The 24,269-nt window shown below is 70.5% G+C and carries 19 protein-coding genes; 16 read left to right on the top strand and 3 right to left on the bottom strand.

Going from position 1 to position 24,269, the window contains the following annotated elements:
• Window positions 1-122: 122 nt before the first annotated feature.
• The 10 genes from PLE19_20575 (at window position 123) to hcp (ending at window position 9,592) form a co-directional block, all read left to right on the top strand.
• A complete protein-coding gene (locus PLE19_20575) occupies window positions 123-578 on the top strand; it encodes an Rrf2 family transcriptional regulator (GenBank protein ID HPD17339.1) in 456 nt (151 codons plus the stop codon).
• The gene (locus PLE19_20570) at window positions 550-1,380 is read left to right on the top strand and encodes a 4Fe-4S binding protein (GenBank protein HPD17338.1); all 831 of its coding nucleotides are present in this window, start codon (window positions 550-552) and stop codon (window positions 1,378-1,380) included. Before PLE19_20575 ends, PLE19_20570 begins: the two co-directional genes overlap by 29 nt.
• Window positions 1,381-1,463: 83 nt before the next feature.
• Window positions 1,464-2,018, top strand: coding sequence for a NapC/NirT family cytochrome c (locus PLE19_20565; protein HPD17337.1), 555 nt, complete (start codon window positions 1,464-1,466; stop codon window positions 2,016-2,018).
• Between the two features lie 14 nt (window positions 2,019-2,032).
• Window positions 2,033-3,412: a multiheme c-type cytochrome gene (locus tag PLE19_20560; GenBank protein HPD17336.1), complete on the top strand. Its 1,380-nt coding sequence runs from the start codon at window positions 2,033-2,035 to the stop codon at window positions 3,410-3,412.
• Window positions 3,413-3,423: 11 nt separating this feature from the next.
• Window positions 3,424-4,275, top strand: coding sequence for a 4Fe-4S binding protein (locus PLE19_20555; GenBank protein HPD17335.1), 852 nt, complete (start codon window positions 3,424-3,426; stop codon window positions 4,273-4,275).
• Entirely contained in the window at window positions 4,272-5,543 is a 1,272-nt protein-coding gene (locus tag PLE19_20550; GenBank protein HPD17334.1) for a hemerythrin domain-containing protein, read from the top strand. The genes PLE19_20555 and PLE19_20550 overlap by 4 nt, the downstream gene beginning before the upstream one ends.
• On the top strand, window positions 5,527-6,273 hold the full coding sequence (gene ric / locus PLE19_20545; protein HPD17333.1) for an iron-sulfur cluster repair di-iron protein: 747 nt from the start codon (window positions 5,527-5,529) through the stop codon (window positions 6,271-6,273). Before PLE19_20550 ends, ric begins: the two co-directional genes overlap by 17 nt.
• A gap of 25 nt (window positions 6,274-6,298) precedes the next feature.
• The gene (locus PLE19_20540; GenBank protein HPD17332.1) at window positions 6,299-7,495 is read left to right on the top strand and encodes an MBL fold metallo-hydrolase; all 1,197 of its coding nucleotides are present in this window, start codon (window positions 6,299-6,301) and stop codon (window positions 7,493-7,495) included.
• 16 nt (window positions 7,496-7,511) lie between these two features.
• On the top strand, window positions 7,512-7,865 hold the full coding sequence (locus tag PLE19_20535) for a cupin domain-containing protein (GenBank protein ID HPD17331.1): 354 nt from the start codon (window positions 7,512-7,514) through the stop codon (window positions 7,863-7,865).
• An 83-nt stretch (window positions 7,866-7,948) separates the two neighbouring features.
• Window positions 7,949-9,592 carry a hydroxylamine reductase gene (gene hcp, locus PLE19_20530; GenBank protein ID HPD17330.1) on the top strand — a complete coding sequence of 548 codons (1,644 nt, stop codon included), beginning with the start codon at window positions 7,949-7,951 and terminating at the stop codon, window positions 9,590-9,592.
• Between the two features lie 105 nt (window positions 9,593-9,697).
• Here hcp and PLE19_20525 read toward each other — a convergent pair whose 3' ends face one another.
• On the bottom strand, window positions 9,698-12,865 hold the full coding sequence (locus tag PLE19_20525; protein ID HPD17329.1) for a PQQ-binding-like beta-propeller repeat protein: 3,168 nt from the start codon (window positions 12,863-12,865) through the stop codon (window positions 9,698-9,700).
• Window positions 12,866-13,081: 216 nt separating this feature from the next.
• On the opposite strand from PLE19_20525, the gene PLE19_20520 reads away from it, so the two are divergent.
• The 4 genes from PLE19_20520 to PLE19_20505 all read left to right on the top strand — a co-directional run bounded on the left by PLE19_20520 (window position 13,082) and on the right by PLE19_20505 (window position 20,295).
• Window positions 13,082-17,104: a PKD domain-containing protein gene (locus PLE19_20520; GenBank protein HPD17328.1), complete on the top strand. Its 4,023-nt coding sequence runs from the start codon at window positions 13,082-13,084 to the stop codon at window positions 17,102-17,104.
• 85 nt (window positions 17,105-17,189) lie between these two features.
• Entirely contained in the window at window positions 17,190-18,086 is an 897-nt protein-coding gene (locus tag PLE19_20515; GenBank protein HPD17327.1) for a Gfo/Idh/MocA family oxidoreductase, read from the top strand.
• Between the two features lie 119 nt (window positions 18,087-18,205).
• Window positions 18,206-19,219 carry a Gfo/Idh/MocA family oxidoreductase gene (locus tag PLE19_20510; GenBank protein HPD17326.1) on the top strand — a complete coding sequence of 338 codons (1,014 nt, stop codon included), beginning with the start codon at window positions 18,206-18,208 and terminating at the stop codon, window positions 19,217-19,219.
• 176 nt (window positions 19,220-19,395) lie between these two features.
• Entirely contained in the window at window positions 19,396-20,295 is a 900-nt protein-coding gene (locus PLE19_20505) for a hypothetical protein (GenBank protein HPD17325.1), read from the top strand.
• Between the two features lie 30 nt (window positions 20,296-20,325).
• On the opposite strand, the gene PLE19_20500 is transcribed toward PLE19_20505, so the two are convergent.
• Window positions 20,326-20,589 (bottom strand): hypothetical protein, encoded by a 264-nt coding sequence (locus PLE19_20500; protein HPD17324.1) that lies wholly within the window; start codon window positions 20,587-20,589, stop codon window positions 20,326-20,328.
• Between the two features lie 250 nt (window positions 20,590-20,839).
• Here PLE19_20500 and PLE19_20495 point away from each other — a divergent pair, with 250 nt between their 5' ends.
• Both PLE19_20495 and PLE19_20490 read left to right on the top strand, forming a co-directional pair.
• Entirely contained in the window at window positions 20,840-21,343 is a 504-nt protein-coding gene (locus PLE19_20495) for an Hsp20/alpha crystallin family protein (protein HPD17323.1), read from the top strand.
• A 443-nt stretch (window positions 21,344-21,786) separates the two neighbouring features.
• Window positions 21,787-22,950, top strand: coding sequence for a hypothetical protein (locus PLE19_20490; GenBank protein ID HPD17322.1), 1,164 nt, complete (start codon window positions 21,787-21,789; stop codon window positions 22,948-22,950).
• Between the two features lie 172 nt (window positions 22,951-23,122).
• Here the strand turns inward: PLE19_20490 and PLE19_20485 are convergent, their stop codons facing one another.
• The gene (locus PLE19_20485; protein ID HPD17321.1) at window positions 23,123-24,028 is read right to left on the bottom strand and encodes an SUMF1/EgtB/PvdO family nonheme iron enzyme; all 906 of its coding nucleotides are present in this window, start codon (window positions 24,026-24,028) and stop codon (window positions 23,123-23,125) included.
• Between the last annotated feature and the right edge of the window lie 241 nt (window positions 24,029-24,269).

Here is a 24,269-nt window from a genome sequence, read left to right as displayed (position 1 = left end):
TGCCCACGCCCTGCACCGGGCCAGTCACGCCAGGATCGCGAAACCCTGAAAACCCGAAAAAAAAGCTTGACAACGCCCGGCGATTTAGGTATTATAATACCAGATTGCTTGAAAGGCCACAGATGCCCAAACTCGTCCGATTCCCTGAAGCGGCTTCCCTCGGCATCCACGCCGCTGTGATCCTCGCAGGCAGGCGAAACGGCCTCGTCCCCGCACGCCAACTCGCCGAGGGGCTTCACGCCTCCGAGGCGCATCTGGCCAAAGTCATGCAGCGCCTCGTGCGAGCGGGCATCGTGGCCTCGACGCGCGGGCCGCACGGCGGTTTCGCCCTGGCCCGACCCGCAAGCGAGGTGACCCTGCTCGAAGTCTACGAGGCCATCGAGGGCACCGTGGAGCCGGCCACCTGTGTGTTTGGCGCGCCGGTGTGCGGCCGCAAGAGCTGCGTGTTCCGCGGCGTGACCGAGGAGCTCGACGGGCGCCTTCGGGCCTATCTGGCCGGGGCCACGCTCGGCAACCTGGCCGAGGAAGCCACCGAGAAGGAGACTGCGAATGCCGGTGCGACAGATCATCCGGATTGACGAAGCCAAGTGCACGGGCTGCGGCGACTGCATCCCGGGGTGCCCGGAAGGGGCGCTCCAGGTGATTGACGGAAAGGCCCGGCTTATCAGCGATCTGTTCTGCGACGGGCTGGGCGCCTGCATCGGCACGTGCCCCGTGGACGCCATCACCGTCGAGGAGCGCGAGGCCGAGCCGTACGACGAGCGCCGGGTGATGGAGAACATCGCCCGCCAGGGGCCGAACACCATCAACGCCCACCTGGAACACCTCCGCGAGCACGGCGAGTTCGAGTTGCTCAAGACCGCGCTCGACTTCCTGCGCGAGCGCGGCATCCGCGTGCCACCGCCCGCCGCGCACGCCGGCGGCGGGTGCCCGGGCGCGCGCGCCGTGCAGCTCGACGAGAAGCCGTCCGCCCAGGCCGCGGCGCCGGCCGGCCGCGCCGTGTCGCGGCTGCGCCAGTGGCCCGTGCAGATCACGCTCGTGCCGCCGCAGGCGCCGTACCTCAAGGGCGCCGACGTGGCGCTCATCGCCGACTGCGTGCCCTTCGCCTATGCGAACGTGCATGAAGACTTCATCAAGGGCCGCGTCGTGCTCGTCGGCTGCCCCAAGCTCGACGATGTCCAGGCCTATCGCAAGAAACTGGCCGAGGTCTTCCGCCAGAACGACATCAAGAGCATCACGGTCGTTCACATGGAAGTGCCCTGCTGCTTCGGTCTCGTCCACGTCCTGCGCCAGGCCCTCAGCGACGCGGGCAAGCAGATCCCCGTCACCGAGACGACCATCAGCATCCGGGGCGAAGTGCTCGGAAAGGCTGGACTCTGAACCGCGGTTGCGCATGAATGTGGGTACGACCATTCCACGATGGGGCTGGGCCTCCAGACCTGGATCGCACTCGGAGAAGCCGCGTGAAGACCTGGCTCCTGAGGGTTTGGAAGTCGAAGGCCTTGCGGTGGGCCGCCCTGGGCTTCGGCCTGGGGCTCCTGGCGGTGGCCGCCGGCGGCATCGGTCTGGCGCTCACCTCGTCCAACGCCTTCTGCATCTCGTGCCACGAGATGCGGCTGGTGGCGGAGCAGGGATGGATGCACTCGAAACACTACCACAACCGGGCCGGCGTGGTGGCCGGATGCTCCGACTGCCACGTGCCGCCGTCGCTCCTCCCGAAGCTGTGGGTGAAGACCCGCGACGGGCTCAAGGACACCTGGGTGCACTTCTTCGGCCAGAGCGACCCGACGAAGATGGACTGGGACGAGCTGGGCAAGAGCGCGCGGGCGAAGATCTACCAGTCCGCCTGCGAGAAGTGCCACCAGAACCTCGAGCCGGCGGGCGCCTCGATCAAGGCCCTGGTCGCCCACCGCGAGAACCGGCGGGCCGAGCGCCCGAAGTCGTGCCTCGAGTGCCACGTCGAGGAGTTCCACGGCCGCTTCAAGCAGTTCCTGGGCGGACCCGTTTCACAGGACTGATAGGGGACACAACGATGAGTCGACGCATGGCGTGGATGGGTCTCCTGGCGGTGGTCGCCGCCGGCAGGGCGGGCGCGGCAGAGGCCGAGAAAGGCCCCCTGCCCCACGTGCCCAAAGCCATCACCATCGAGCGCGGCCTCACCGACCTCGAGAAATCCTGCATCGAGTGCCACTCGAAGTCCGAGCCGGGCAAGGTGCGCGACTGGGAGCAGAGCCCCCACGCCCGCGCCAACGTCACCTGCCTCGACTGCCACCGCGCCCAGCTCACCGACAAGGATGCGATGGACTGCCCCGGCACCCAGAACCTGCGCGACGTGAAGATCTCGCCCGTCGTCTCGCCGGCCAAGTGCAGCCGCTGCCACCCGCGCGAAGCCGAGCAGCACGCCCGCTCGAAGCATGCCCGCACCTGGGAGATCATGACCAAGGAGATCAAGGACCCCTGGCTCCGCGGCATGAACAACGAGATCGAGCGCGCCACCGGCTGCTTCGCGTGCCACGGGTCGGACATCTCGGACGGCAAGCTCACGGCCGAGAACTGGCCCAACGCCGGCAGCGGGCGCCTCAACCCCGACGGCTCGAAGGGCTCGTGCGTGATCTGCCACACGGCCCACCGCTTCGACATCGCCGAGGCCCGCAAACCCGAAAACTGCGGCCAGTGCCACATGGGCCCCGACCACCCGCAGGACGAAATCTACTTCGAGTCCAAGCACGGCAAGATCTACCTCGCCGAAAAGCACAAGTGGAACTTCAAGGCCGCGCCCGACGCCTGGGAGCCGCACAAGGACTTCCGCGCGCCCACGTGCGCCGTATGCCACATGAGCGGCGTGGGGCCGCTGGCCACCACCCACGACGTGGGCGAGCGCCTCAAGTGGGAGGCCCAGCTCCCCGGCCTCGTGAAGAACAAGGACCACGAACCCGACGCCGCCCGCAAGAAGATGGCCACCGTCTGCGTCCAGTGCCACAGCCCCCGCTGGGCCAACAACTACCTCGACCGCTACGACAAGGCGATGGACAACTACGGCGAAAACTACTTCAAGCCCGCCAAGGCCCTGATGGACGACCTCTACGCGAAGAAGCTCCTCACCGCCTGGCCCATCTTCGACGAGGAGATCGAGTTCGTCTACTACGAGTTCTGGCACAACGAGGGCCGTCGCGCCCGCATGGGCGCGGCCATGATGGGGCCGGACTTCGCCTGGTGGCACGGCTTCTACGAGCTCAAGAAGCACTACAACAAGTTCGTCCACCTCGCCGAGAAGGTCAAGGCCGACGGCCACGGCAGCCCGGTGTTCGTGCCCGGCGCGGGCGGGAGGAACCTCACGCCTGTCGAGAGCGCCCCGCTGCCCCAGGGCTGGCTCGAGATCAAGGGCCTCAAGGGCATGCCGAAGCAGGAATAGAGGAACATACCGTGTCGAAGCTGACCTGGGAACCCGACGCCGAGCAAGCCCTCTCGCGGGCGCCGTTCTTCGTGCGGCCCCTGGCGCGCCGCAAGGTCGAAGAGCGCGTGCTCGCGCGCGGCGGCGACCGCGTGACGCTGGCCGACGTGCGCGAGGGCGAGGCGCGCTTCAAGGCCGTCGCCGGCGAGAAGTCGGACACCCAGCTCGAGCGGATGATGCCGCAGCCCAACCAGCCCGGCGCCCCCATGCTCGCCATCGAGGTCTGCCACTGCGAGCTCAGCGGCTGCCCGAACGTGCTCATCAAGCCGCAGGAGTGGAAGCAGGCCATCGAGGAATGGGCCCGCGCCACGGGCCTCTCCGAGCGGCTCCGCCAGCGCGTCGAGGGCGAGCGCATCCTCTTCCACCACAAGCTGCGCGTCGCCATCGCCGGCTGCCCCAACGGCTGCTCGCGGCCGCAGATCGCCGACGTCGGCCTCGTGGGCTTCGCCGAGCCGCGGGTGGACCCCGAGAAATGCATCGCGTGCCGCGCGTGCGAGGCCGCCTGCCCCGACCGCGCCATCACCGTGGACGAGCTTGCCCGGTTCGACCCCGCCGCCTGCCAGGGCTGCACCCGCTGCCGGGACGTGTGCCCGCCCGAGGCCATCGCGCTCTCGCCGCCCGCCGCCCGCCTCCTGATGGGCGGCAAGCTGGGCCGCCACCCGCATCTGGCCCAAGCCGTCGGCACCGCCGCCACCCCCGCCGAGGCCGTGCACGCCATCGCCGAGGCGCTGGACCGGTTCCTCGCCGAGGCGCGCCCGGGCGAGCGCTTCGCCGAGCATTGGCTCCGCACACGCGGCGCCGCGCCGAAAGGAGGCGCCCAATGAGCAAGATCGTATGTCCTGGCCAGGATACACGCTTCTGGGATAAGGGGGACATCTTCGACGTCGAGTGCGCCCACTGCGGCTACGCCATCGAGTTCTTCCGCGATGACGGCAGCCGCCGCTGCCCCCAGTGCGGCCGCCGCGTGGCCAACCCGCGCCTGAGCCTCGGCTGCGCCCAGTGGTGCGAGCAGGCCGAGAAATGCCTCGGCTTCGACCCCAAGAAGGTCAAGCTGGTCGAATACGCCGAGGAATCGCTCGCCGACCAGCTCATCGAGGCCGTGAAGGCCGAGTTCGGCGCCGACCAGAAGCGCATCACCCACGCCCTGGCCGTCCTCGAGAACGCCCAGGAACTGCTCCGCCACGAGGCGGCCAACCCCCGCATCGTCGTCGCCGCGGCCCTGCTCCACGACATCGGCATCCAAGAGGCCGAACGCAAACACGGCTCGGCCGCGCCCCCGTTCCAGGAACTCGAGGGGCCGCCCATCGCCCGCCGCATCCTCGAGGGACTCGACTTCGCGGAAGCCGACATCCAGCACATCGCCCGCATCGTCGGCAGCCACCACAGCGGCCGCGACCTCGACACCCCCGAGTTCCGCATCGTGTGGGACGCCGACTGGCTGGTGAACCTGCCCGAGCACTGCGCGACGATGGACGCCCAATGCCTGCGGGAGTTCATCCAGAACACGCTCCGCACCGCCACGGGCAAGGCCCTGGCCATCGAACGATTGCTCGGCTCGGCGCAGGACCCGGCCAGGCTCACCCTCACGGAACTGGCCGACCTCATCGAGCGCGAGCACCACGGCTTCCTGCGCGAGTGGCTGCCGCGTCTCGACCGCCTTCTCGCCGAAGCCCCGCCAGGGCCCGGCGGCGACACGAGCGACGCCGCAGAGCCGCTCCGCCTCAAGCTCGAATCGCTCCGCAGCGTGCTCGAGCAGCACCTGCGCACCGAGGAGCAGAGAGTCTTCCCCCGCCTCCGCGCCCTCGAGGCCCGGGGGCCGCACGACGCGCCCCCGGCCGACCAGGGCGCGGCCAGCCTCCTCATCGAGCACCTGGAGTTCGAGCACGGCATCGCTCTCGCCATGCTCGCCGAGATCGAGGCGCGGCTCCCCCAGGCGCCCGCGCCGGCCGCCGACGCCCTGCGCGCCCTGGCCGCCAACCTGCGCGAACACGTGCGCCTCGAAAACGACTTCCTCTTCCCACGGGCCAAGAAGCTGGACCAGCCGACCGGCCCGACCGAGACCAGGAGGGTTGCCCATGACGCCCATCACTGAGGACACCCCGGTGCGCGACATCGTCGTGCAGTACCCCCAGACGCGCCGCGTGCTGGAGCGCTGCGGCGTGGATTACTGCTGCGGCGGCGCCCAACCGCTGCGGGCCGCCGCGGCCGAAGCCGGCCTGGCGCCCAGCGAACTGCTCGGCCAGCTCCGACAGGCCCTGGCCGAACCCCCGCCCGACGCGGCCGCCGCGCGCGACTGGGCCGCGGCCCCCCTCGTCGAGCTGCTGGGCCACATCGAGACACGCCACCACGCCTTCATGAAGCAGCAACTCCCGCGCCTCGGCGCCCTGCTCGCCAAGGTGCTCCAGGCCCACGGCCCGCGCCACGGCCGCATGCTGGCCGAGCTTCAAGAGGTGTTCCACGCGCTCCGCGACGAGATCGAACTGCACCTGATGAAGGAAGAACAAGTCCTCTTCCCGTACCTGCGCCGCCTGGAGGCCCACGCCGCGGGCCGCGGCCCACGGCCCGCCCTGCCCTGCGCCAGCGTGGAAGGCCCAATCCAGCAGATGCAGGCCGAACACGACAACGCCGGCGCGGCGCTGGCCCGGATGCGCGCGCTCACCGGGGGCTACGCGCCGCCGGCCGACGCCTGCCCCACCTTCCGCGCCCTCTACGAGGGCCTGGCCGCTCTGGAGGCCGACCTCCACGAGCACATCCATCTGGAAAACAACATCGTCTTCCCCCGGGCGCTGGCCCTGGAACCCGAGCCCGCCGCCCTGCCGTGACCGAGATTCGAAAGGAGGCCGGAAGATGGTGACCGAACTCAAGAAGGGCGTCTACTGGGTCGGGGTGGTGGACTGGGCGCTCCGCCGCTTCCACGGCGTCGAGCTCTCCACCCACCGCGGCTCCGCCTACAACGCCTACCTGATCGTGGACGAGAAGGTGGCCCTGGTGGACACCGTGTGGTGGCCCTTCCAGGACCTGCTGATGGCCAACATCCGCGAGGTGCTGGACCCCGCGAGAATTGACTACGTGATCGCCAACCACTCCGAGGTGGACCACTCGGGCGCCTTGCCCGCCGTGATGCGCGAGGCGCCCCGCGCCACCCTCGTCGTCTCCAAGCGCGGCCGCGAGAGCGTCGAAGGCCACTACCATCAGCCCTGGAACTTCCAGGCCGTGGGCACGGGCGACTCGATCTCCCTCGGCCAGAACCGCCTCGTGTTCGTCGAGGCCCCCATGCTCCACTGGCCCGACTCGATGTTCACCTATCTCACGGGCCACAACGTGCTGATGCCCAACGACGCCTTCGGCCAGCACTACGCCACCGACGCGCGCTTCAACGACGAGGTGGACCAGGACGAGCTGTACCAGGAGGCCCTCAAGTACTACGTCAACATCCTCACCCCCTTCAGCCACCTGGTGACCAAGAAGATCGAAGAGGTGCTCGCCCTCAAGCTGCCGGTGGACATGATCTGCCCCAGCCACGGGGTGCTGTGGCGGAGCGACCCGCTTCAGATCGTGCACCAGTACCTCGAGTGGGCGGCGCAGAAGCCCGAGCCGCGCGCCGTGATCCTCTACGACACGATGTGGAACGGCACGCTGCGCATGGCCGAGGCCATCGGCGACGGGCTGACCGACGCCGGCGTGCCCTTCAAGCTCATCTACGCGGCCGGCACCAACCGCAACGACGCGCTGGTGGACATCTTCAAGGCCCGCACGCTGCTCGTCGGCTCGTCCACGATGAACAACGGCGTGCTGCCCAGCCTCGAGCCGTTCCTGGGCGAGATCAAGGGCCTGAAGTTCAAGAACAAGATCGGCGCCGCCTTCGGCACCTACGGCTGGAGCGGCGAAGGCGTGAAGCTCATCGAACACCATTTGGAGGAGAGCAAAATCCCCCTGATCCGGCCCGGCATCCGCGCCAAGTGGCAGCCGGGGCCGGCCGACCTCGAGGCCTGTCGGGCCTTCGGCCGCGAGGTCGGAGAGGCCACCAAGAAACCCCTGGAATAAGGAGGGTACGAACGCAATGGCCAAGTCCGCCACACCCAAACGCCGCCGCATCGCCGCGGCCAAGGCCCACGACCTGGCGGCCCTCGTGGACTATTCGGAAGGCTCCATCGTGAGCCGCACCCTGGCCGAGAACAGGGCCGGCACGCTCACGCTCTTCGCCTTCGACGCCGACCAGGGCCTCAGCGAGCACTCGGCCCCCTACGACGCCGTGGTGCAGGTGCTCGATGGCGCCGTGGAACTGACCATCGGCGGCAAGGCCGTGAAGGCCAGCGCGGGCCAACTCGTCGTCATGCCCGCCAACGTGCCGCACGCCGTCAAGGCGGTGACCCGGTTCAAGATGCTGCTCACCATGCTGAGGGCCAAGGCCTGACCCAGTCCGACCCGTCCACCTTGTTCAGCCTGTCCATTGGAATGGACAGCGCCCCCTGAGGAAAGGAGACTCGTGCCATGGGAATGTTCTGCTACCAGTGCGAGCAAACGGCCAAGGGCACCGGCTGCACGATGCACGGCGTGTGCGGCAAGGACCCCGAGGTGGCCGCGCTCCAAGACCTGCTCGTCGAGGCCGTGAAGGACATCTCGCGCTACGCCCACCGCGCCCGCCGGCAGGGCGCGAAGGACCCCGCCGTGGACGGCTTCGTGCTCGAAGCCCTCTTCGCTACGCTCACCAACGTGAACTTCGATGCGGCCCGCTTCCAGGCCTATGCGGCCCAGGCCGTCGAAATCTGCCACAAGGTCAAGGCCCTGTGCGCCGACGCTTGCCGCAAGGCCGGCTCCACCTGCCCGCAGCCCCCCTGCATCGCCGCCTGCCTGCCGGCCACCGACCTCAACGCCCTGGTGCGCAAGGGCGAGGACGTGACCATTCAGAAGCGCCTCGAGGCCAACGGCGACACCGTGACCGGCCTCCAGGAACTCATCGTCTACGGCGTCAAGGGCGCCGCCGCCTACGCCTACCATGCCCGCGTGCTCGGCAAGGAAGACGAGGGCTTCTACGCCCTCCTCTACGAAATCCTGGACTTCGTCGCGCAGAACCCCACCGACGTCAACGCCCTCGTGGGCAACGCCCTGAAGACGGGCGAACTGAACCTCAAGGCCATGGAACTCCTCGACGCGGCCAATACCACCACCTACGGCCACCCCGAGCCCACCCAGGTGCGCGTCACCCCCGTCAAGGGCAAGGCCATCCTCGTGTCCGGCCACGACCTCAAGGACCTCGAGGAACTCCTCAAGCAGACCGCCGGCAAGGGGATCAACGTCTACACCCATGGCGAGATGCTCCCCTGCCACGCCTACCCCGCGCTCAAGAAGTTCAGGCACCTCGTCGGCAACTACGGCTCCGCCTGGCAGAACCAGCAGCGCGAGTTCGACGAGTTCCCCGGCGCCATCGTGATGACCACCAACTGCCTGATGAAGCCCAAGGAGAGCTACAAGGCCCGCGTCTTCACCTGCGGGCCGGTCGGCTTCAGCGGCGTCCCCCGCATCAAGGGGCACGACTTCGCGCCCGCCATCGCCGCCGCGCTGGCCGCCCCCGGCTTCGCGGCCGACGAGCCCGAGAAGAAGATCACCATCGGCTTCGGCCGCAACACCGTGATGAGCGTGGCCGGCGCCGTCATTGACGCCGTCAAGTCCGGCGCCATCAAGCACTTCTTCCTCGTCGGCGGCTGCGACGGGGCCAAGCCCGGCCGCAACTACTACACCGAATTCGCCCAGGCCGTGCCCAAGGACTGCGTGATCCTCACGCTGGCCTGCGGCAAGTACCGCTTCAACAAGCTGGACTTCGGCGATATCGGCGGGATTCCGCGGTTGCTCGACATCGGCCAATGCAACGACGCCTACTCGGCCATCCAGATCGCCGTGGCGCTCGCCAAGGCCTTCAACACCGACGTCAACAGCCTGCCCCTCACCCTCATCCTCTCGTGGTACGAGCAGAAGGCCGTGGCCATCCTCCTCACGCTGCTGCACCTGGGCATCAAGAACATGCGCCTGGGCCCCAGCCTGCCGGCCTTCGTGACGCCGCCCGTGCTCAACGTGCTCGTCGAGAAGTTCGGCATCGCCCCCATCTCCACCCCCGCCGAGGACCTCAAGGCCATCCTCGGCTGAGCCCTGCGTCCCGCCCTCCCGGAGGCGCCCCCGCCTTCGGGAGGGCCATGGACCTCCCGCCCACCTCTGCCCGCCGTCTCGCCCGGGCATGGCGGCAACCAGAGACTACTCCGGCGCGCTGAAGCAGATGACCCTCCCCCCGAGCGTCGCCAGGTACAGTCGGCCGCCGGCCGCGGCCAGGCCGTCGAAGGCCGGCATCGCGTCCAGGGCGCATTCGGAAAGCGTCTTGCCGTCGCGGGCGGACACGATGCGCAGGGCGATGCCCTTGCCGCCCTGGAAGGCGGCCAGCGCCTCCTCGGGGTTGGTGAACGCCAGGATATCGGGGTCGCGCCGCCCGAGGTCCACAGGCCCGGCCACTGCCAGGCGGTCGCCGGCCAACACCATGGCCCGCACGGTGAGCGACACGGGGTCGGCCCACAGCGTCTCGCGCGGCGGCGCGGCCTGCTGGCCCTTGGCCTTCGCCTTGGGCCTGGGTGCCGGCGCGCGGCGGTCCATGGCGAAGAGACGATAGGCATCGGCCTTGTGGCCGACCGGGCCGCCCGCGACCCTCTCGCGGCCGTAGCCGTACACCGTCTTGTCGGTGAAGCACAGGATGCGGCCGAAGGGGAACGTGTTCGCCGCATCAGCCCAGCCGGCCCAGCCGGCGCCCGGCTGGCCCTCGCCCAGCACCCAGTAGGTGCGCACGAACCACTCCTCGCCCAGCAGGCTCGTGATCGAGAAAAGGTGCGGCTTGCTCGCCTCGGTCCTCTTGCCCTCGCGGTCGAAGCCGAAGTACTTCAGGTACACCGTCTCCCCGTCGCTGGTCAGCACGTCGTTCGTCGTGCCTTCCATATTGAATCTGGCCTCGGGCACGAGCTGCGCGCCCGTCGCGGGGTCGAGGTGGCAAAGCACGGTCCGCGACAGCTCCTCGCCCGTCTCGGGCTGGAGGCGGTAGAGCACGATCCCGCCGTCGGTGTAGGACGAGCGGCCCGCCGCGACGTACAGGGTGTTGTTCTGCACCAGCACGGCGCCGGGGACGGGCCAGATCGACTCGAGCTGGCCGTAAGCGCTCACGCGGCGGTCCTGGGGCGCGGCGCGGAAACGCCACGCGAGGGCGCCGTCAGCCACGTCCAGGCTGTAGACCCAGCCGTCGGCCGAGCCGAAGATCACCCGCTTCATGTAGACAGTCGGCGTGCTGTCAATTCTGCCGCCGGCGGTGAAGCGCCAGGCCTCCTGGCCGCTGTCGGCGTCGAGGGCATGCACGGTGTGGGCGTCAATCGAGGCCACGAGCACCCTGCCATCGGCCACGGCCGGCTGCGTGAGGCGCCCGCCGATCGGCGCCGACCACCGCTCGGCCACGGCGGCGGGGATGGCGCACGAGGCGGCGCCGCTGCGCAGCGGGTCGTGGCGGTACGTCGGCCAGTCGCTGGCCCTGACGGCCGTCGTGAGCCGCGGCGCGGCGTAGCGCGGCCCTTTCTCGAGCACGGGTCGCGCGGGGAAGGGCATGTGCCCTGTCTTGTCGCGCGGCGGCGCCGCGGCGAAGAAGCCGGGCGCCTTCACCGTGAGGAAGCAGGCGCAGGCGTTCGGCGGCGCGTAGAGCAGGCCGTTGGCCGGGATGATCCCGTACTGGCACGTGCCGCGCACCCAACTGTTGTTGGCGAGCCAGCGCCCTTCCTCGACGCCGAGCACTTCGATGCCCGACTTGCCGGTGAGGATGAACCTCTCGGTCGCCTTGTCGCGGTAGCAGCGATGGTGCGCCATGCCCACGGGCGGCGCTTTGGTGTTGATCTGGCGGACGACTTCGCCTGTCTTGAGGTCCAGACCGCGGAAGTCAGGGCCGATGTAGGCCACTCCGCCGATGACGAAGACGTCCACGGGCGAGTTGTAGCCTTCCCTGCACTTCGTCGCCCACAGTTCCTTGCCGTCGGCCGCGGCGTAGGCCTTGAGGGTGCACGTGGGCGTGCGGGCGAAGCCCTTCTCGCTCCAGCCGTGCACGGCCCATTCCACGCTGCCGCTCGAGGGCCGGTTCTCCTCGGCGGCCCCCGTGTCGCGGTCGGCCACCAGGAGCACCTCGTCGGTGGCCACGACCGTGGGGGCCGAGAAGCTCATGCGGCGGGCCGGCGTGGGGCGCGGCGTGCGCCACACCTCGTCGCCCGACCGCGCATCGAGACACACGACGTGTGACGTGCTCTGGAAGTAGGCCCGCTGACCCCGCACGGCCAGGCTCAGCGGCAGGATGTTCTCTTTGGTGAGGTCGCGCTTCCAGAGCGGCTGGCCCGAGTCGGCGGCCCGTGCGGCCACGTACCGGAAGGCGCTGGGCTCTGGCTCGAAGCGCTGCGAGAGCCCGCCGCCGCGCCGATACAGCTCGGACGTGCCGGCGACCAGGTAGAGCGTGCCGTCGCTGACGAGGATCTCCTCGGTCGCCTCGGTGCCCTGAAACTCACGCCGCACCTCGCCGGTGGCGGCCTCGAGCGCCAGCACGGGGCCGGCGAGGTCGGCGGTCACATACACTGTGTCGCCCACGGCCACGAGCCTGCGGGCGAGGTGCGCGGGGCCGGCGCGGAAGTGCCGCAGGTGGTCGGTCCAGCGCGGGATGGGCCGCTTCCACAGCAGCGTGCCGTTGAAGGCGTCGCGGGCCACGAGCTTCCAGTCGCCCAGAAAGCGAATCGAGGCGAGCGGCGCCTCGTCCACGATGTAGAAGAGCCGGCCGTTGGCGGCCACGGCGGCGCTCAGGCTGGCCAATTCCTCGTGGCTGCGGCCCCAGCGCGGCTCGGCCACCCACTGGATCGAGCGCGGGATGCCCACCAGGCGGTCGCGCGAGACGGCGTTGTTGTCGGGGCCGTGGAGGAAGTGCGTCCAATCGTCCAGCGCCTCCGGCCTGGGCTTCACGTGCCTCTGGCCGCCCACGAGCGCCACGCCGCCCGGCACGAGCACCCGCATCACCTCATCGGTCGCCACGCCAGCCGACGGCTCGACGATGGCCAGGTTCACCAGGTTGTCCACGTACGGCAGGCGCTTCGGCTCCAACAGGTCCACGGACACCGCGCCGTAGAGGCCGAGCGACTGAATGTGAGCGCGGGCCTTGGCGACGTTGGCCGGGTCGGCATCGAGGCCATGGACGAGATAGCGCTCGTTGGCCCGGAGTGCGGCGGTGAGCGTGCCGTCGCCGCAGCCCAGGTGCGCGATCAGGCCGCCCTGGACCCCCGCGGCTTCGAGGAGCTTCTGGGCCGGGGCGGCCGCGTGCGCCCAGGCGGCCGCCAGCAGGCAGATGGCCGCCAGCGCCCGTCGCTGCATGCTGGACTCCTTCGAATCGAGCCGGGCGGATAAGGGGGCCAATTCGTCGGCCCGCCTCGCCGCCCCTTCTGCCTCCCGCCCCCATCCTATCGAGCGCAGGGCGAGGGCGCAAGCGTCGGCAGGGCCGCGCCCGAAGCGCGAGACGAGGGGCCGTGGGCGGCGCGGAGCGCCTGGCGCAGTTGCGCGGCGGGGCCGGCCAGCGCTATGATGGGGGCGATGAACAGGGGCGCTCTCCTTCTCCTGCTGATGTCGGCGGCGGTGTGTCCGGGGGCCTCCGTCCGCCTGGTTGTGAGGAACGGCGCAGAGGCCGACCAGACGGATGCGCCGGTAACCCTCGGCGTGCCCTGGCCCGCCGGCGCTCTGCCCGCGCCCGACACGCTCCGCCTCTACGACCCGGCGGGAGCCGAGCGGCCGCTCCAGACCCAGGTGCTGAGCCGCTGGCCCGACGGCTCGGTGCAGTGGCTGCTGCTGGACTTCCAGGCGACCGTGCCCCGCAAAGGCACGGCCAACTGGCGGCTCGACACCGGCGTCGCGCCCAGAGCCGAGGCCCTGGCTTCGCCCCTGACGGTGCGGGAGGATGCCACGCAGATCACGGTCTCCACGGGCGGGGCCACGTTCCGACTCTCGAAAGAACGTTTCACGCTCTTCGACGAGGTGATGCTCGAGGGCCAGGAGCGGCCGCTCGTGGCCCCGCATGGCGAGGAGGACGGCCTGAGCCTGGAGCCCGTGGGCGGGCGCGCGCTGCTGTCGAGCCGCGGCCCCGCCAGGGCCGAAGTCGAGACGCGCGGGCCGGTGCGCGTGGCCGTGCGCCTCGAGGGCAAGTTCCACGCGGCCGACGGCGCGACGTTGGGCGACTGCGTGGCCCGTCTGCACTTCGCCGCGGGCCGGCCCGCCGCGCGGCTGGAGCTCACGGTGCTCAACCGCGAGCGGGCGCTTCTGCCCGAGGGGCTGGACGCCCAGCCGCTGCCCCTCAACGACCTGACGCTGCGCCTGCCGCTCCGTCTCGACGGCCTGCTGAAGTGGCAGTTCGCCGGCGAGCGCGGCCCCCACCCGGGCAGCCTGAGCGCGCCCGCCGACCACGCCGTGCTGGTGCAGGAGTGCGGCGGCAGCCGCGAGACGTGCCGCTACAAGGTGGTTCAACGCGGCGACGCGATGGGCGCCGGCGATGCCGCGCGTGGCGGCGTGAGCCTCTGGGGCACTGCCGGCGGAGCCGCCATCGCCGTGCGGCGCTTCGCGGCCAACGGCCCCAAGGCGCTGCGCGTCCTCGGCAGGCCGCGGATCGAGGTCGGCCTGTTCCCCCGGGAGGGCGGGCCGTGCCGGGACTTCGTGGCGGGCCGCGCGAAGACGCACGACCTGCTCCTCTGGTTCTCGGCGGGCGAGCCCCCGGCCCCCGAGGCCCTGAGCGCAGCCTTCGACGGGCCTCTGACCGCCACCGCCGCGTTGCCCGACGAGGCGGCGTATGCGGGCCGATGGTACGCAGCGGCCCACGTGGCGTCTCTCGCGCCGCTGGGCGCATGGCAGCAGGAACGCCTGTTCCTCGCCGACCTCGACCGGCTGCGCCCCGGCCTGGAAGGGCCCGGCGCGTGGGGGGTGTGGCGGTATGGCAGCCTCTGGCGCCAGCCGTTCGACCCCACGCTGGCCCTGGCCAGCGCGTTTCTGCGTCGCGGTGAGCCGGAGCTGCTCGACGCCGCTCACACCGCGGCGCGGCACCTGGCCGACGTGGCTACGTTCCACAACGTGGCCGGGGGCGACGAGCGCCTGACCGGCGCCTGCCTGGCCCCCGGCTCGGCCGGCCCGAGCCAGGACGAGAGCTGGTACGCCGGCGCCTGGCTCGTCTTCCTGCTCACGGGCGACCGCGTGGTCCTCGATGCGGCGCTGGAGAATGCGGCCTTCGCGGCCCGACGCGCCGATGACCCCGACACCCCGCCGCTGGGCGCCGCCCTCGCGGCACTGAATCTGGCGCACGCTGAGGCAGTCGCGCCGGCGTTCGCGCCCCAGCACCGCACCGCCTTCGGGGTGGCGCGCGACCTCTACATGGGCAAGCTGCTCGAGGCCCAGCGCCGCAACGGCCACGGCCTGCACGCCGACCGCATCGCCGAGGCAGCCATCGCCCTGGAAGCCCTCGATGCCTGCCAGCAGCGCAAGCCCGACCCGCGTCTCCCCTCCTCGAACCTCCGGGCCGCCGAGGCCCTCACCCGCCCCGATGCCTTCTGGTCGGGCCACGAGAAGGCCGGCGGCCGCCGCGCCGCCGACGGAGCAGCCGCCAAGCCCTATGCCACGGCCGACGGCCTGGTGGCCGACTGGGCGCGCCACCCCGAGGCGGCGGTCGCCGGCCTCCCCTGCGCCCCGCTCCTGCCCTGGCTGGCACAGGCAGCAGAGGCGACGGGCGACTTCCGCTTCCTGGCCAAGGCCCGCCGCCTCGAACGCGTGGCCAGCCTGGCCCCGTGCGAGACGCCCCTGGACTTCGCTCTCCGGCACGGCGACGCAGGCCGCTTCGCCGCCGCCTGGGAACGTTACGCCCAGGCGCACCCCGTGTCGGGCGACCCGGCCGTGGGCCTCCAGTGCCGACTGGAGAGCGCGGCCGACGTGGCCCTGCCCGACGCGGGCGTGGGCGGCGCCGCGCTCTATCGCCCCTTCGTCGCGCTGCCCGACGGCACGCGCGCCTGCCTGGCGCAGAGCCCCGGCGGGCCCGAGCGCCCCGACGCCGGCGTGTGGTTTCCGTTTCTGGACAGCCCGAACGCGGCCGAGACGCAGGGGGCCATCGAGTTCCGCCTCCTGTGCCGCAAGGGCCCGTGCAGGCAAGGCCACGTGCTGCTTCGCAGCGGCGACTCGCTGGTCAATGGTTTCAGCCTGTCGCTCAGCCGGGCGGGGTTCAAGCTCGTCGGCCGCCACCCCAACGGCGCCACCACGCTGCTGGAGACGCCAGGCGTCCAACTCGCGCCCGGCGGCTGGCATCACGTAGCGCTGCACTGGAGCCGGGAGACAGGCCCCCGGCTCCTCCTCGACGGCCGGGAGGTGGGCCGCAGCAGCACCGGGCGCCTCGCGCTCACGCCTCGCCTCCACCTGCCGTGCGACCCCAAGGACCCGACCTGCGAGTGCCTGGTGCGCGACCTGCGCATCTGGCGGCGCCCGCCCGAGGCCTTCGCCGCTGCCGCGGACGCGACGCCGCCTGCCGCCGTCACGGACCTGCTGCTCGCGCCGGCCGAGGGCGGGCGGGTGCTGCTGAGCTGGACCGCTCCCGGCGACGACGGCCGGCAGGGCCAGGCCGCGGGCTACGACGTGCGCTTCTCCACGCAGCCACTCCGCGCGCTCTCCTGGGGCGGCTACGCCGAGGCCGGCGACCCGCCTGCGGCGGTGCAGTGGGCCGAGGCCGAACGGCTCCCCGCGCCGCCCCGGCCGAAGGCGCCGGGCCAGCTCGAGAAGCTCCTCATCGGCCCCCTGCCCGCCGACCGCAGGGTCTACATCGCCCTCCGGGCGCTCGACGAGGCGGGGAACGCCGCGCCTCTCTCCAGCGTCGTGCACTCGGGCGTCAACCACCCGCCCGTGGCCGACGCCGGGCCGCCGCTGCGCTACGCCCTTGCCGGCTCGGCCGTGCTCTTCGATGCCCGCGACTCCAGCGACCCCGATTTCGACGAACTGGCCTACGAGTGGAGCCACGGCGTGAAAGGCCCCACGGGGGCCGTGCGCTACGACCAGCCCGGCCAGCACGAGGTCACGCTCACCGTCTCGGACGGCGCGCAGTCGGCCACGGCGGCCACGCGAGTGGTGGTGGGCAGCGCCCTGCGCGTGAACTTCCAGCCGCGCCGCGCGCCCAGGACGCCCGACGGCTTCGCCGCCGACGAGGGGTTGCCCTACTCGAGGCTCCGCGGCTATGGCTGGCTCCGGCCCGCGGAGGCCCCCGGCGCGGCCGGGTTCGTGCGCCGCCAGCCCGCCGGCCTGCCGCTCGAGGCCAGCACCGGCCTCGCCATCCCCGCCGCCGCCGAATGGCTCTGCGACCTGCCCAACGGCACCTATCGCATCACCCTGGCCATCGGCGACCCGGCCCAGCCCAGCGGCCGCCGCCGCATCCTCGCCGAGGGCAAGGAGGTGGCGTTGGTGGACCTGGCTGCCGGCCCCTGCCCGCTCGTGCTCGCGCCCTGGCGGGTCTCCATCGCCGACGGCCAGCTCAACCTGCGCCTCGAACCCGCCTCCGACCCCCAGAGCATCGAGATCAATTACATCGTGATCGAACGCGAGTGACGGCGTTCTGCTGGACAGGCGACGCAAATTCGTTACAATTCACCTCACGTCCCGCACTCCGCCCTGCCCCGCTGGAGGAAACGCGATGCTCCGCCTCAGCATGGTCGGCGGCACGATGATCTACCACGGCAAGTACTTCGCCCGCATGTACAACGGCTGCGACCCTGAGCTCTGGGCCCAACACGGCCTCGGCGGCGACCCGAACGCCGGCCGCCGCTTCGACGACGCCCGCATCGTGAAGGTGTGGGACGAGAGGCCCGACGACGCCCGCGCCCTGGCCGCCATGTGCCGCATCCCCACCGTGTGCGCCGACCCGCGCGAGTGCGGGGAGGGGGTGGACGGCATCCTCTTCCCCGACGACTGCTCGATGCGCCACTACCGCTTCGCCGAGCCGCTGTGGGCCACGGGCCTGCCCATGTTCATTGACAAGCCGCTTGCAGGCACGACGGAGGAGGCCGAGGCCGTCGTGGCCAAGGCCGAGCAGCATGGCGTGCCGCTCTTCTCGGCCTCGGGCCTCCAGTACGCCCGCGAGGTCGAGGAGGCGAGGCCCGAGTTCGACAAGCTGGGCCGCCTGCTCGCCGCCGTGGCCGCCTCGCCCAACGAGCTGATCTTCTACGGCATCCACGGCCTGGCCATGCTCTGGAGCGTCTTCGGCCCCGGCATCGAGAGCGTGCAGAACATCGGCCTGGGCGACGTGGACATCGTGCGCTACCGCTGGCGCGATGGGCGGCTCGGCGTGCAACTCGGCCTGGAGAGCGGCCGGCCCGGCTGGCGCGTGACGCTTTACGGCGAGAAGGGGCGGCGCGACATCGAGGTGGGCGACGCCGACTACTTCTACTGGAACCTCAACCACCACTTCCTCGACATGGTGCGCACCCGCCGGCAGCCGCTGTCGAACGCCGAGATGCTCGAGATCATCCGGGCACTGTGCCTGGCGAAGAAGTCGAAGGCACAAGGGGGCCGCGAGATGCGTGATATGTGATGTGCGAGAGAGAAGCGGGGAGACGGCCTTCCCTCTGGGCCTGCTCTTCTCACGCATCACGCATCACGTCTCATGCAGCTCGGAGAACGCTGAGGACTCTGATTTCAGGAGGACGCGCCGTGTACAAGAGCTGTTGCCTGGGCTGCGGCCCGCGCGCCCGCGGCCACGCGGACGCCTACCAGCACGTCCGGAAGGCCCGCCTCGAGGCCGTGTGCGACGCCAACGCCGAACGGCTGGCGAAGTTCGCCGACGAGTTCAGGATTCCCCGCCGCTACGCCGACGTGCGCGAGATGCTCGAAAAGGAGAAGCCCGACCTCCTCCACGTGGTCACCCAGCCCGAGCAGCGCCTGGAGTTTTTCCAGCTCGCCGAGGCCCTCCGTGTGCCCGCCGTGCTGGTCGAGAAGCCGCTATGCCTCGACGCGGCCGACTTCAATGCCATCGCCGCCTTCGGCCAGACGGCCAAGACCAAGGTGATCGTGAACCACCAGCTCCGCTACCACCCGAAGACCCTGGAGCTGCTCGACATCGTCCGCAGCGGCGAGATCGGCGAAGTGCGCCTCATTGACGGCTCGGCCCGCCTGCCGCTGGCCGGACAGGGCACCCACGTGCTGAACCTGATGTTCGCCTACGCCAGCGACCACCGCCCCGCGCGCGTGTTCGGCCAGGCCAGCGGCAAGCGCTTCTGGATCCCCCACCACCCCTGCCCCGACAGCGCCGTGGGCGAGCTCGTCTTCGACCACGGCGTCCACGGCCTCCTCGCCTGCGGCGACAACGCGCCCACGGTGCACGACCCCAACGTCTCCTGGATGCACAAGCGCGTCGCCGTCTACGGCACCCAGGGCTTCGTCCACTGGACCATGAACTCCTGGGAGGTGTTCACGCCCCAGCGCGGCTACCAGCGCGGCGAGAAGAGCTATGCGGCGGAGGACGTGCTGGGCCAGGCCGCGATGACCGACGCGGTGTTCGCCTGGCTGGAGGACGGCCAGAGGCCGCATCACAACCGCCTCGAGGTCTCGCTCGCCGAGAGCAACACCGTGCTGGGCCTCTACCACAGCGCCCTCGAGCACGCCATCGTGCCGCTGCCCTGGGCGCCGTCCTATGGCCTGATTGACGCCTTGCGCGCGAGGCTCTGACCCTGCGGCCTCTCCCGACACGCGCGCCCTGGCGGAGTTGAAGTGCATCGTCCGCGTGCGGCGCTGAGCGACGGGCGACCTGAGCCGGCCGAGGGGCCCCCGGGTTGACACGGCCCGCGAAATCGCCAGAATAGAAGCGTGGGCATCACACATCCCCTGCCCCCGGGGCCGGCGCCATGCTGGTCATCTGCCCGAGCTGCGCGGCATCGAATTACTGCCCCGAAATGGCGGCGGGGCTCACGGTCTGTTGCCGCAAGTGCAAGACCCAGGTCACCCTGCCCGACGCGTCGAACAGACCCCCGCCGCCGTGGTACGCCACCCGCTACTGGCTCGTCGCCGCCGGAGCTGCGCTGGCGGCTCTCGGCGGCCTCGCGCTGTGTCTCGTGTGGCTGTCCGCCGCCCGCCCGCCGAAGAACCTCCCCCTCCTGCGAGACACCGACGTGGTGGGCGCGCCCGTGCTGGCCGTGCCGGGCTCGCCGCTCCGCTTCCGCTGGCAGACCGACCTGGAGTCGGTCGGCGGCTTCTTCGCGGTCGAGGGGCACACGGTCACGCTCACCGACATGGGCCAGCTCGACGCGCGCGACGTGGCGGTGCGCCAGCGCGGCTGGACGCACGAGGTGTTCCGGCCCGGCAGCACGCTGGAGGCCCGCCCCATCGTGCCCGAGTTCCGCATCCTGTTGCCGGAAGACGAGATGCTCGAGGGCCAGACGGTGACCCTGAAGGTGATCGCCAACCTGGAGTATCCCGCCCGGACACAGCCCGACGGCCCAGTGAGCCTCCAGCGCCGCTCGGTCGCGCGCGAGTGGACCTTCGCGGTGGCCACGCGCCCCGAGGCGGCGGCATTCCGAGGGTATCTGCGGCTCTGCGCTCTGCTGCGCGCCGGGGTGGTGTTTTTCGCCGCGCTGGTACTGATGGTGGGCCTGGCCGCCGGCCTGCTGGCCCACCGCACCCTCAACATCCAATGCCCCGAGTGCGGCCGCGTGACGCTGGCCTCGTACTACCCGGGCGGCAGGAAGCTCCACTGGTCGCCCTGTCCGCACAAGGGCAGCCGGCCCGTCAAGTCGCGCCGCGGCTAGGCTCCACGCCGCCCCTCCCCTGCTCTGCTGTCAGCCCCTCAGGAACTGCTGTGCCCATTCGGCGAGCGACAGGTACTTGCCGCTGTGAATGTCGTAGCGCGGCCCGAGGCGGTCTTCGGTGCCCAGGCGCTCCTGCTCCTCGAGGATTCGCCGCACGAGGGCTGCCACGTCAGACTTCGAGAGCCTGCGACGCTGCGCGAGTTCGCGCACGGCGTCGCCGTTGCGCGCCAGCATCAACTGCTGGATCATCGCCTCCGTGTCCGCCCTTGCCGCTTCGTCTTGCACAGGCGCCATGGAGTCTCCTTGCCATAGCGGGGAACTTGTCTCGCTGTCGGCCATAGTATAGCGCGGGGCCGGGAAAATGGAAGCCCCCGCGCATCGCCTGCCATATTGGCAGCCAGAGCCGGGCAGCCCAATGGGGCTAGATTCCACCATATTGTGCCCCATCGTAGCAGCAGCCCCATATATAGTGTCATATCCGATTGGCACACTTGTTGCTAATGGGATGAGCAGAAACAAGAGCGAAGAGGAAAGGAGGTGTGCTATGGCGATTCGTGACCTGATTCCCTGGACGCGGCGCGAGACGGCGCTGCCGGCTCGGGGGTCGTTCGGGTTCCCGAGCCTTCGTGAGGAAGTGGATCGTTGGTTCGGCGACTTCTTCGGTGACCGGGACTTCTGGCCGCTGTGGCCCTCCGACGGCGGGTTCGCGGAGACGTTCACGCCGAAGGTGGACGTCACGGAGACCGACAAGGAGGTCCGGGTGATGGCCGATCTGCCTGGGATGGAGGAGAAGGACATCCAGGTGGACCTCACCGACGACGGGCTCACCATCCGCGGCGAACGCAAGTCCGAGCACGAGGAGAAGCGCGGGGGCTTCTATCGCTCCGAGCGGTCCTATGGCTCGTTCGAGCGCTTCATCACGCTCCCAGGGCCCGTCGAGAAGGACAAGGCCGAGGCCCTGTTCAAGAACGGTGTCCTCACCGTCACCGTGCCGAAGTCGCCCGAGGCCCTCCGGTCGCATCGGCGCATCGAAGTGAAGAAGGGCTGACACGCTGAGCCGATGCGTCGGCGACCCCGGGGTGTCCCCGTGCGACGTATCTCCCGTGCGTCCTTGGCCCGCCCTCGCCCCCGAGGGCGGGCCAAGTGCGTTCTCGGGGGCTTGATGGCAGCCTTCTTTCATCGCCCCGGCAGCAAGCAGGCGGGCCGTGGAATCCCATGTTTGAAGGTATGCGTAGGGAAAGCGCCGGGCTCGTGTAGCGTTGGGGAATGCTTGGCCTCCTGTCCGCGGGGCGCGGCTTACTGCCTTCTCGCGGTGGTGTCCCCACGAGCACGGCGCGTGCAGCCGACAGGGTTCGCCCCGCATTGCAGCGCCTGCGCGGCCAGATCAGGCGCGCGGCGAGGCCCGCGATTGGCGGCTTGCCCTGTTCTGAGGCACTCGGGAGTCTCGCCTGCCGCGGCTCATCGTTAACGTATCGGCAAAGGGGTGCACTCGTGAACGTCCTGAAAGCCTGGGGTGTCGCTCTCGCGCTGGCGCTGGGGCCGGTCGGTCTGGCGGCGGACGGCAAGGGGGTGACGATTGACGCCAAGGATGCGCCGGTGGCCGACGTGATGAAGCTCCTGGCGGCGCAAGGCGCGCCCACCATTGCCGTGCACCCGGACCTCGCCACACAGAAGATTACGTTCGCGGCCAAGGCGATTCCCGGCTCGGCCGCCCTTCGGTGGCTGTGCCGCACCTGCAATCTCGTGGTGTTCGCGGGACGCGATGATCGGCTCCTGATCGCCAGGCCCGAGGCCGAGCCCGTGGTCGAGAAAGAGTACAACGTCGCCAAGCTCGTGACCACCCAGGAGCAGGACGACGCCCTGGTAAACTTCATCAAGAAGGTGCTGTTCGGCATCCACCCGATCCGCGGCAAGGGCGAAGATGGCGCCACGTTGCCCGCCTTCGAGGCGGTGATCGAGAGGGGCAAGCTCAAGGTGGCCGCGACGGCTATCGTCCACCGTGAGGTGCTGGCCCTTCTGCGGGCGATGGGCAAGGTTCAGCCCAAGCGCTCGATGGAGGACCTCTTCGTGAGCTACGCGCCCTACGAGGTCGGGTTCCTCGGCATCCGGTCGCTCGGGGCCGCGCCCAAGTCGGTGGGCGAAGTGACCGTGGACGTTTCCGGCGTGTCGCCCGCCGAGGCGGCGTGGGCGCTGACGTCGGCGGCGAAGGTGAGCTTCTACGTGGACCCGTGGGACAAGGCGCTGAACGAGATCAAGGTGACGTTGAAGGCGGAGAAGCGCCCCCTGGCCGACGTGGCGAACGAGTTGGGCGACCAGCTCAGGGCCGAGCGGTGCTGGTACGACGAGGCTTGGCTGTTCGTCCGCTCGGAGCGGCGGCCTCTGTTCGAGAGCTTCGAGGCGCGGGTCTACAACATCGAGGGTGCCGGCCCGGTCCGCCGGATGCTGGCCCAGGCGGGCCGCGATGCGGCGCGTGGGCCGTGGGCGGCCTCCAGCGGCCTGCCGTTCGCCATCGAGCATGCCGATGACCTGCTTCTGATCGCGGGCCCTGCCGCCTGGCACGAGGCCGCGCAAAACTTCGTCAAGAATGGGCCGGACTGGGACCGCGAGCGCCGCCCAAACGGGCCCAGGGGCAAGGGCGGCAGAATGGGCCGCTAACCGGTGTGCGGCGCCGCACACCCGGCAGCGTTCCACGTGCAACAGGGGGCTCGCCAGAGCCGCCCGCCCTCCGCTGCAACTGCATATCAGCCAATAACTAATGGAACCACGCCGGCGGGGCCGGCGGCCTCGTAGGCGGGGGGGAGGTGTGCGCAGGCGGGGGCCGGGGGCCTCACTTGGCGGGCAGCGCGGGCGACTCGACCGGAATGTCCTTCGCACAGCGGAAGCCGACGTTCGACGCTCTGCCCAGGGGCTCGAGCGGCCAGCGGTTGAAGCTCCGCAGGCTGTCCGCCCCCAGATTCCACCCGCCGCCCTTGGTCACTCGGGCCGTGCCCTGAGCGGGGCCGGTGGGGTTCACCAGACGCGTTTCGGCCGGCAGCGGCGCAAACCAGTCGGCGCACCACTCGGCGACATTGCCCGCCATGTCCAGGCAGCCGACGGGGCTGGCCCCCAGGGGGAACGAGCCGACGGGGGCGGTAAAGGGGAAGCCATCGGCGCCCAGGTGGGTGCCGTAGAAGTTGGCGCGGAAGGTGAAGCCTTTCTCGGGCGGCTCGGGCCCCCAGGGGTAGATGCGGCCATCGGTGCCGCGGGCGGCGCGCTCCCACTCGGCCTCGGTCGGCAGCCGCTTGTCGGCCCACTTCGCGTAGGCGTAGGCATCGAACCAGTCGACCCCGACCACGGGGCAGTCGGCCTTGCCCGCGCCAAGCTGCTCATGCGTCCAGAAGGCGGGCTCGTGGGCTTTCTTCGAGGCGGGCTGGTCGGGGTGGCGCCAGGCCTCGTCGCCCTGCTTCGCCACCGCCGCCAGGAACCTGGCGTACTGGGCGTTCGTCACCTCCGTGCGGTCCATGTAGAAGGGCTTCAGGGTCACGCGCTTCGGCTGGCTGGGCAGCCCCATCAGGCCCTCGCCGCCCGGAACCAGGAGGAGAACCGAGTCGTCCGTGGCGTTTCGAATCTCCTTGGGGAGAGGAGCCGCGGCGGCGGGCTTCTCAGCCGCCCTCGGCCGAAGGATGCATCCCGTGGGAACCAGGCTCAGGAGACTCGCGGCGAGCAGTGCCGCCAAGGGGGTCCGGCAAGTCATTTGGGCGCCTCCACGCATAGATGCCAAGTGGCTGTTGCACCAGTAGTTGCCAGGGCTTTTCTAGCATGGAGAGGCGGCGCTGTCAAGCCCTTTTTCGGCTCCGAAAGCCCCGCGCTGCCGAGATTCGCTCAGCCGGCTTCATCCACTAGGAGCCTGTCCAAGAATCCGCGTGGGACTGCGACGCCCGCGATTCTTGCCGCAGGCTAGGAGCACGGAGGAGGCGATGCAACGGAGAGCATCG

The organism is Planctomycetota bacterium (assembly GCA_035384565.1).
GTDB lineage: Bacteria > Planctomycetota > PUPC01 > DSUN01 > DSUN01 > DAOOIT01.
Note: the sequence above shows the minus strand (reverse complement) of the source record. Positions and strands in the feature narration are given on the sequence as shown.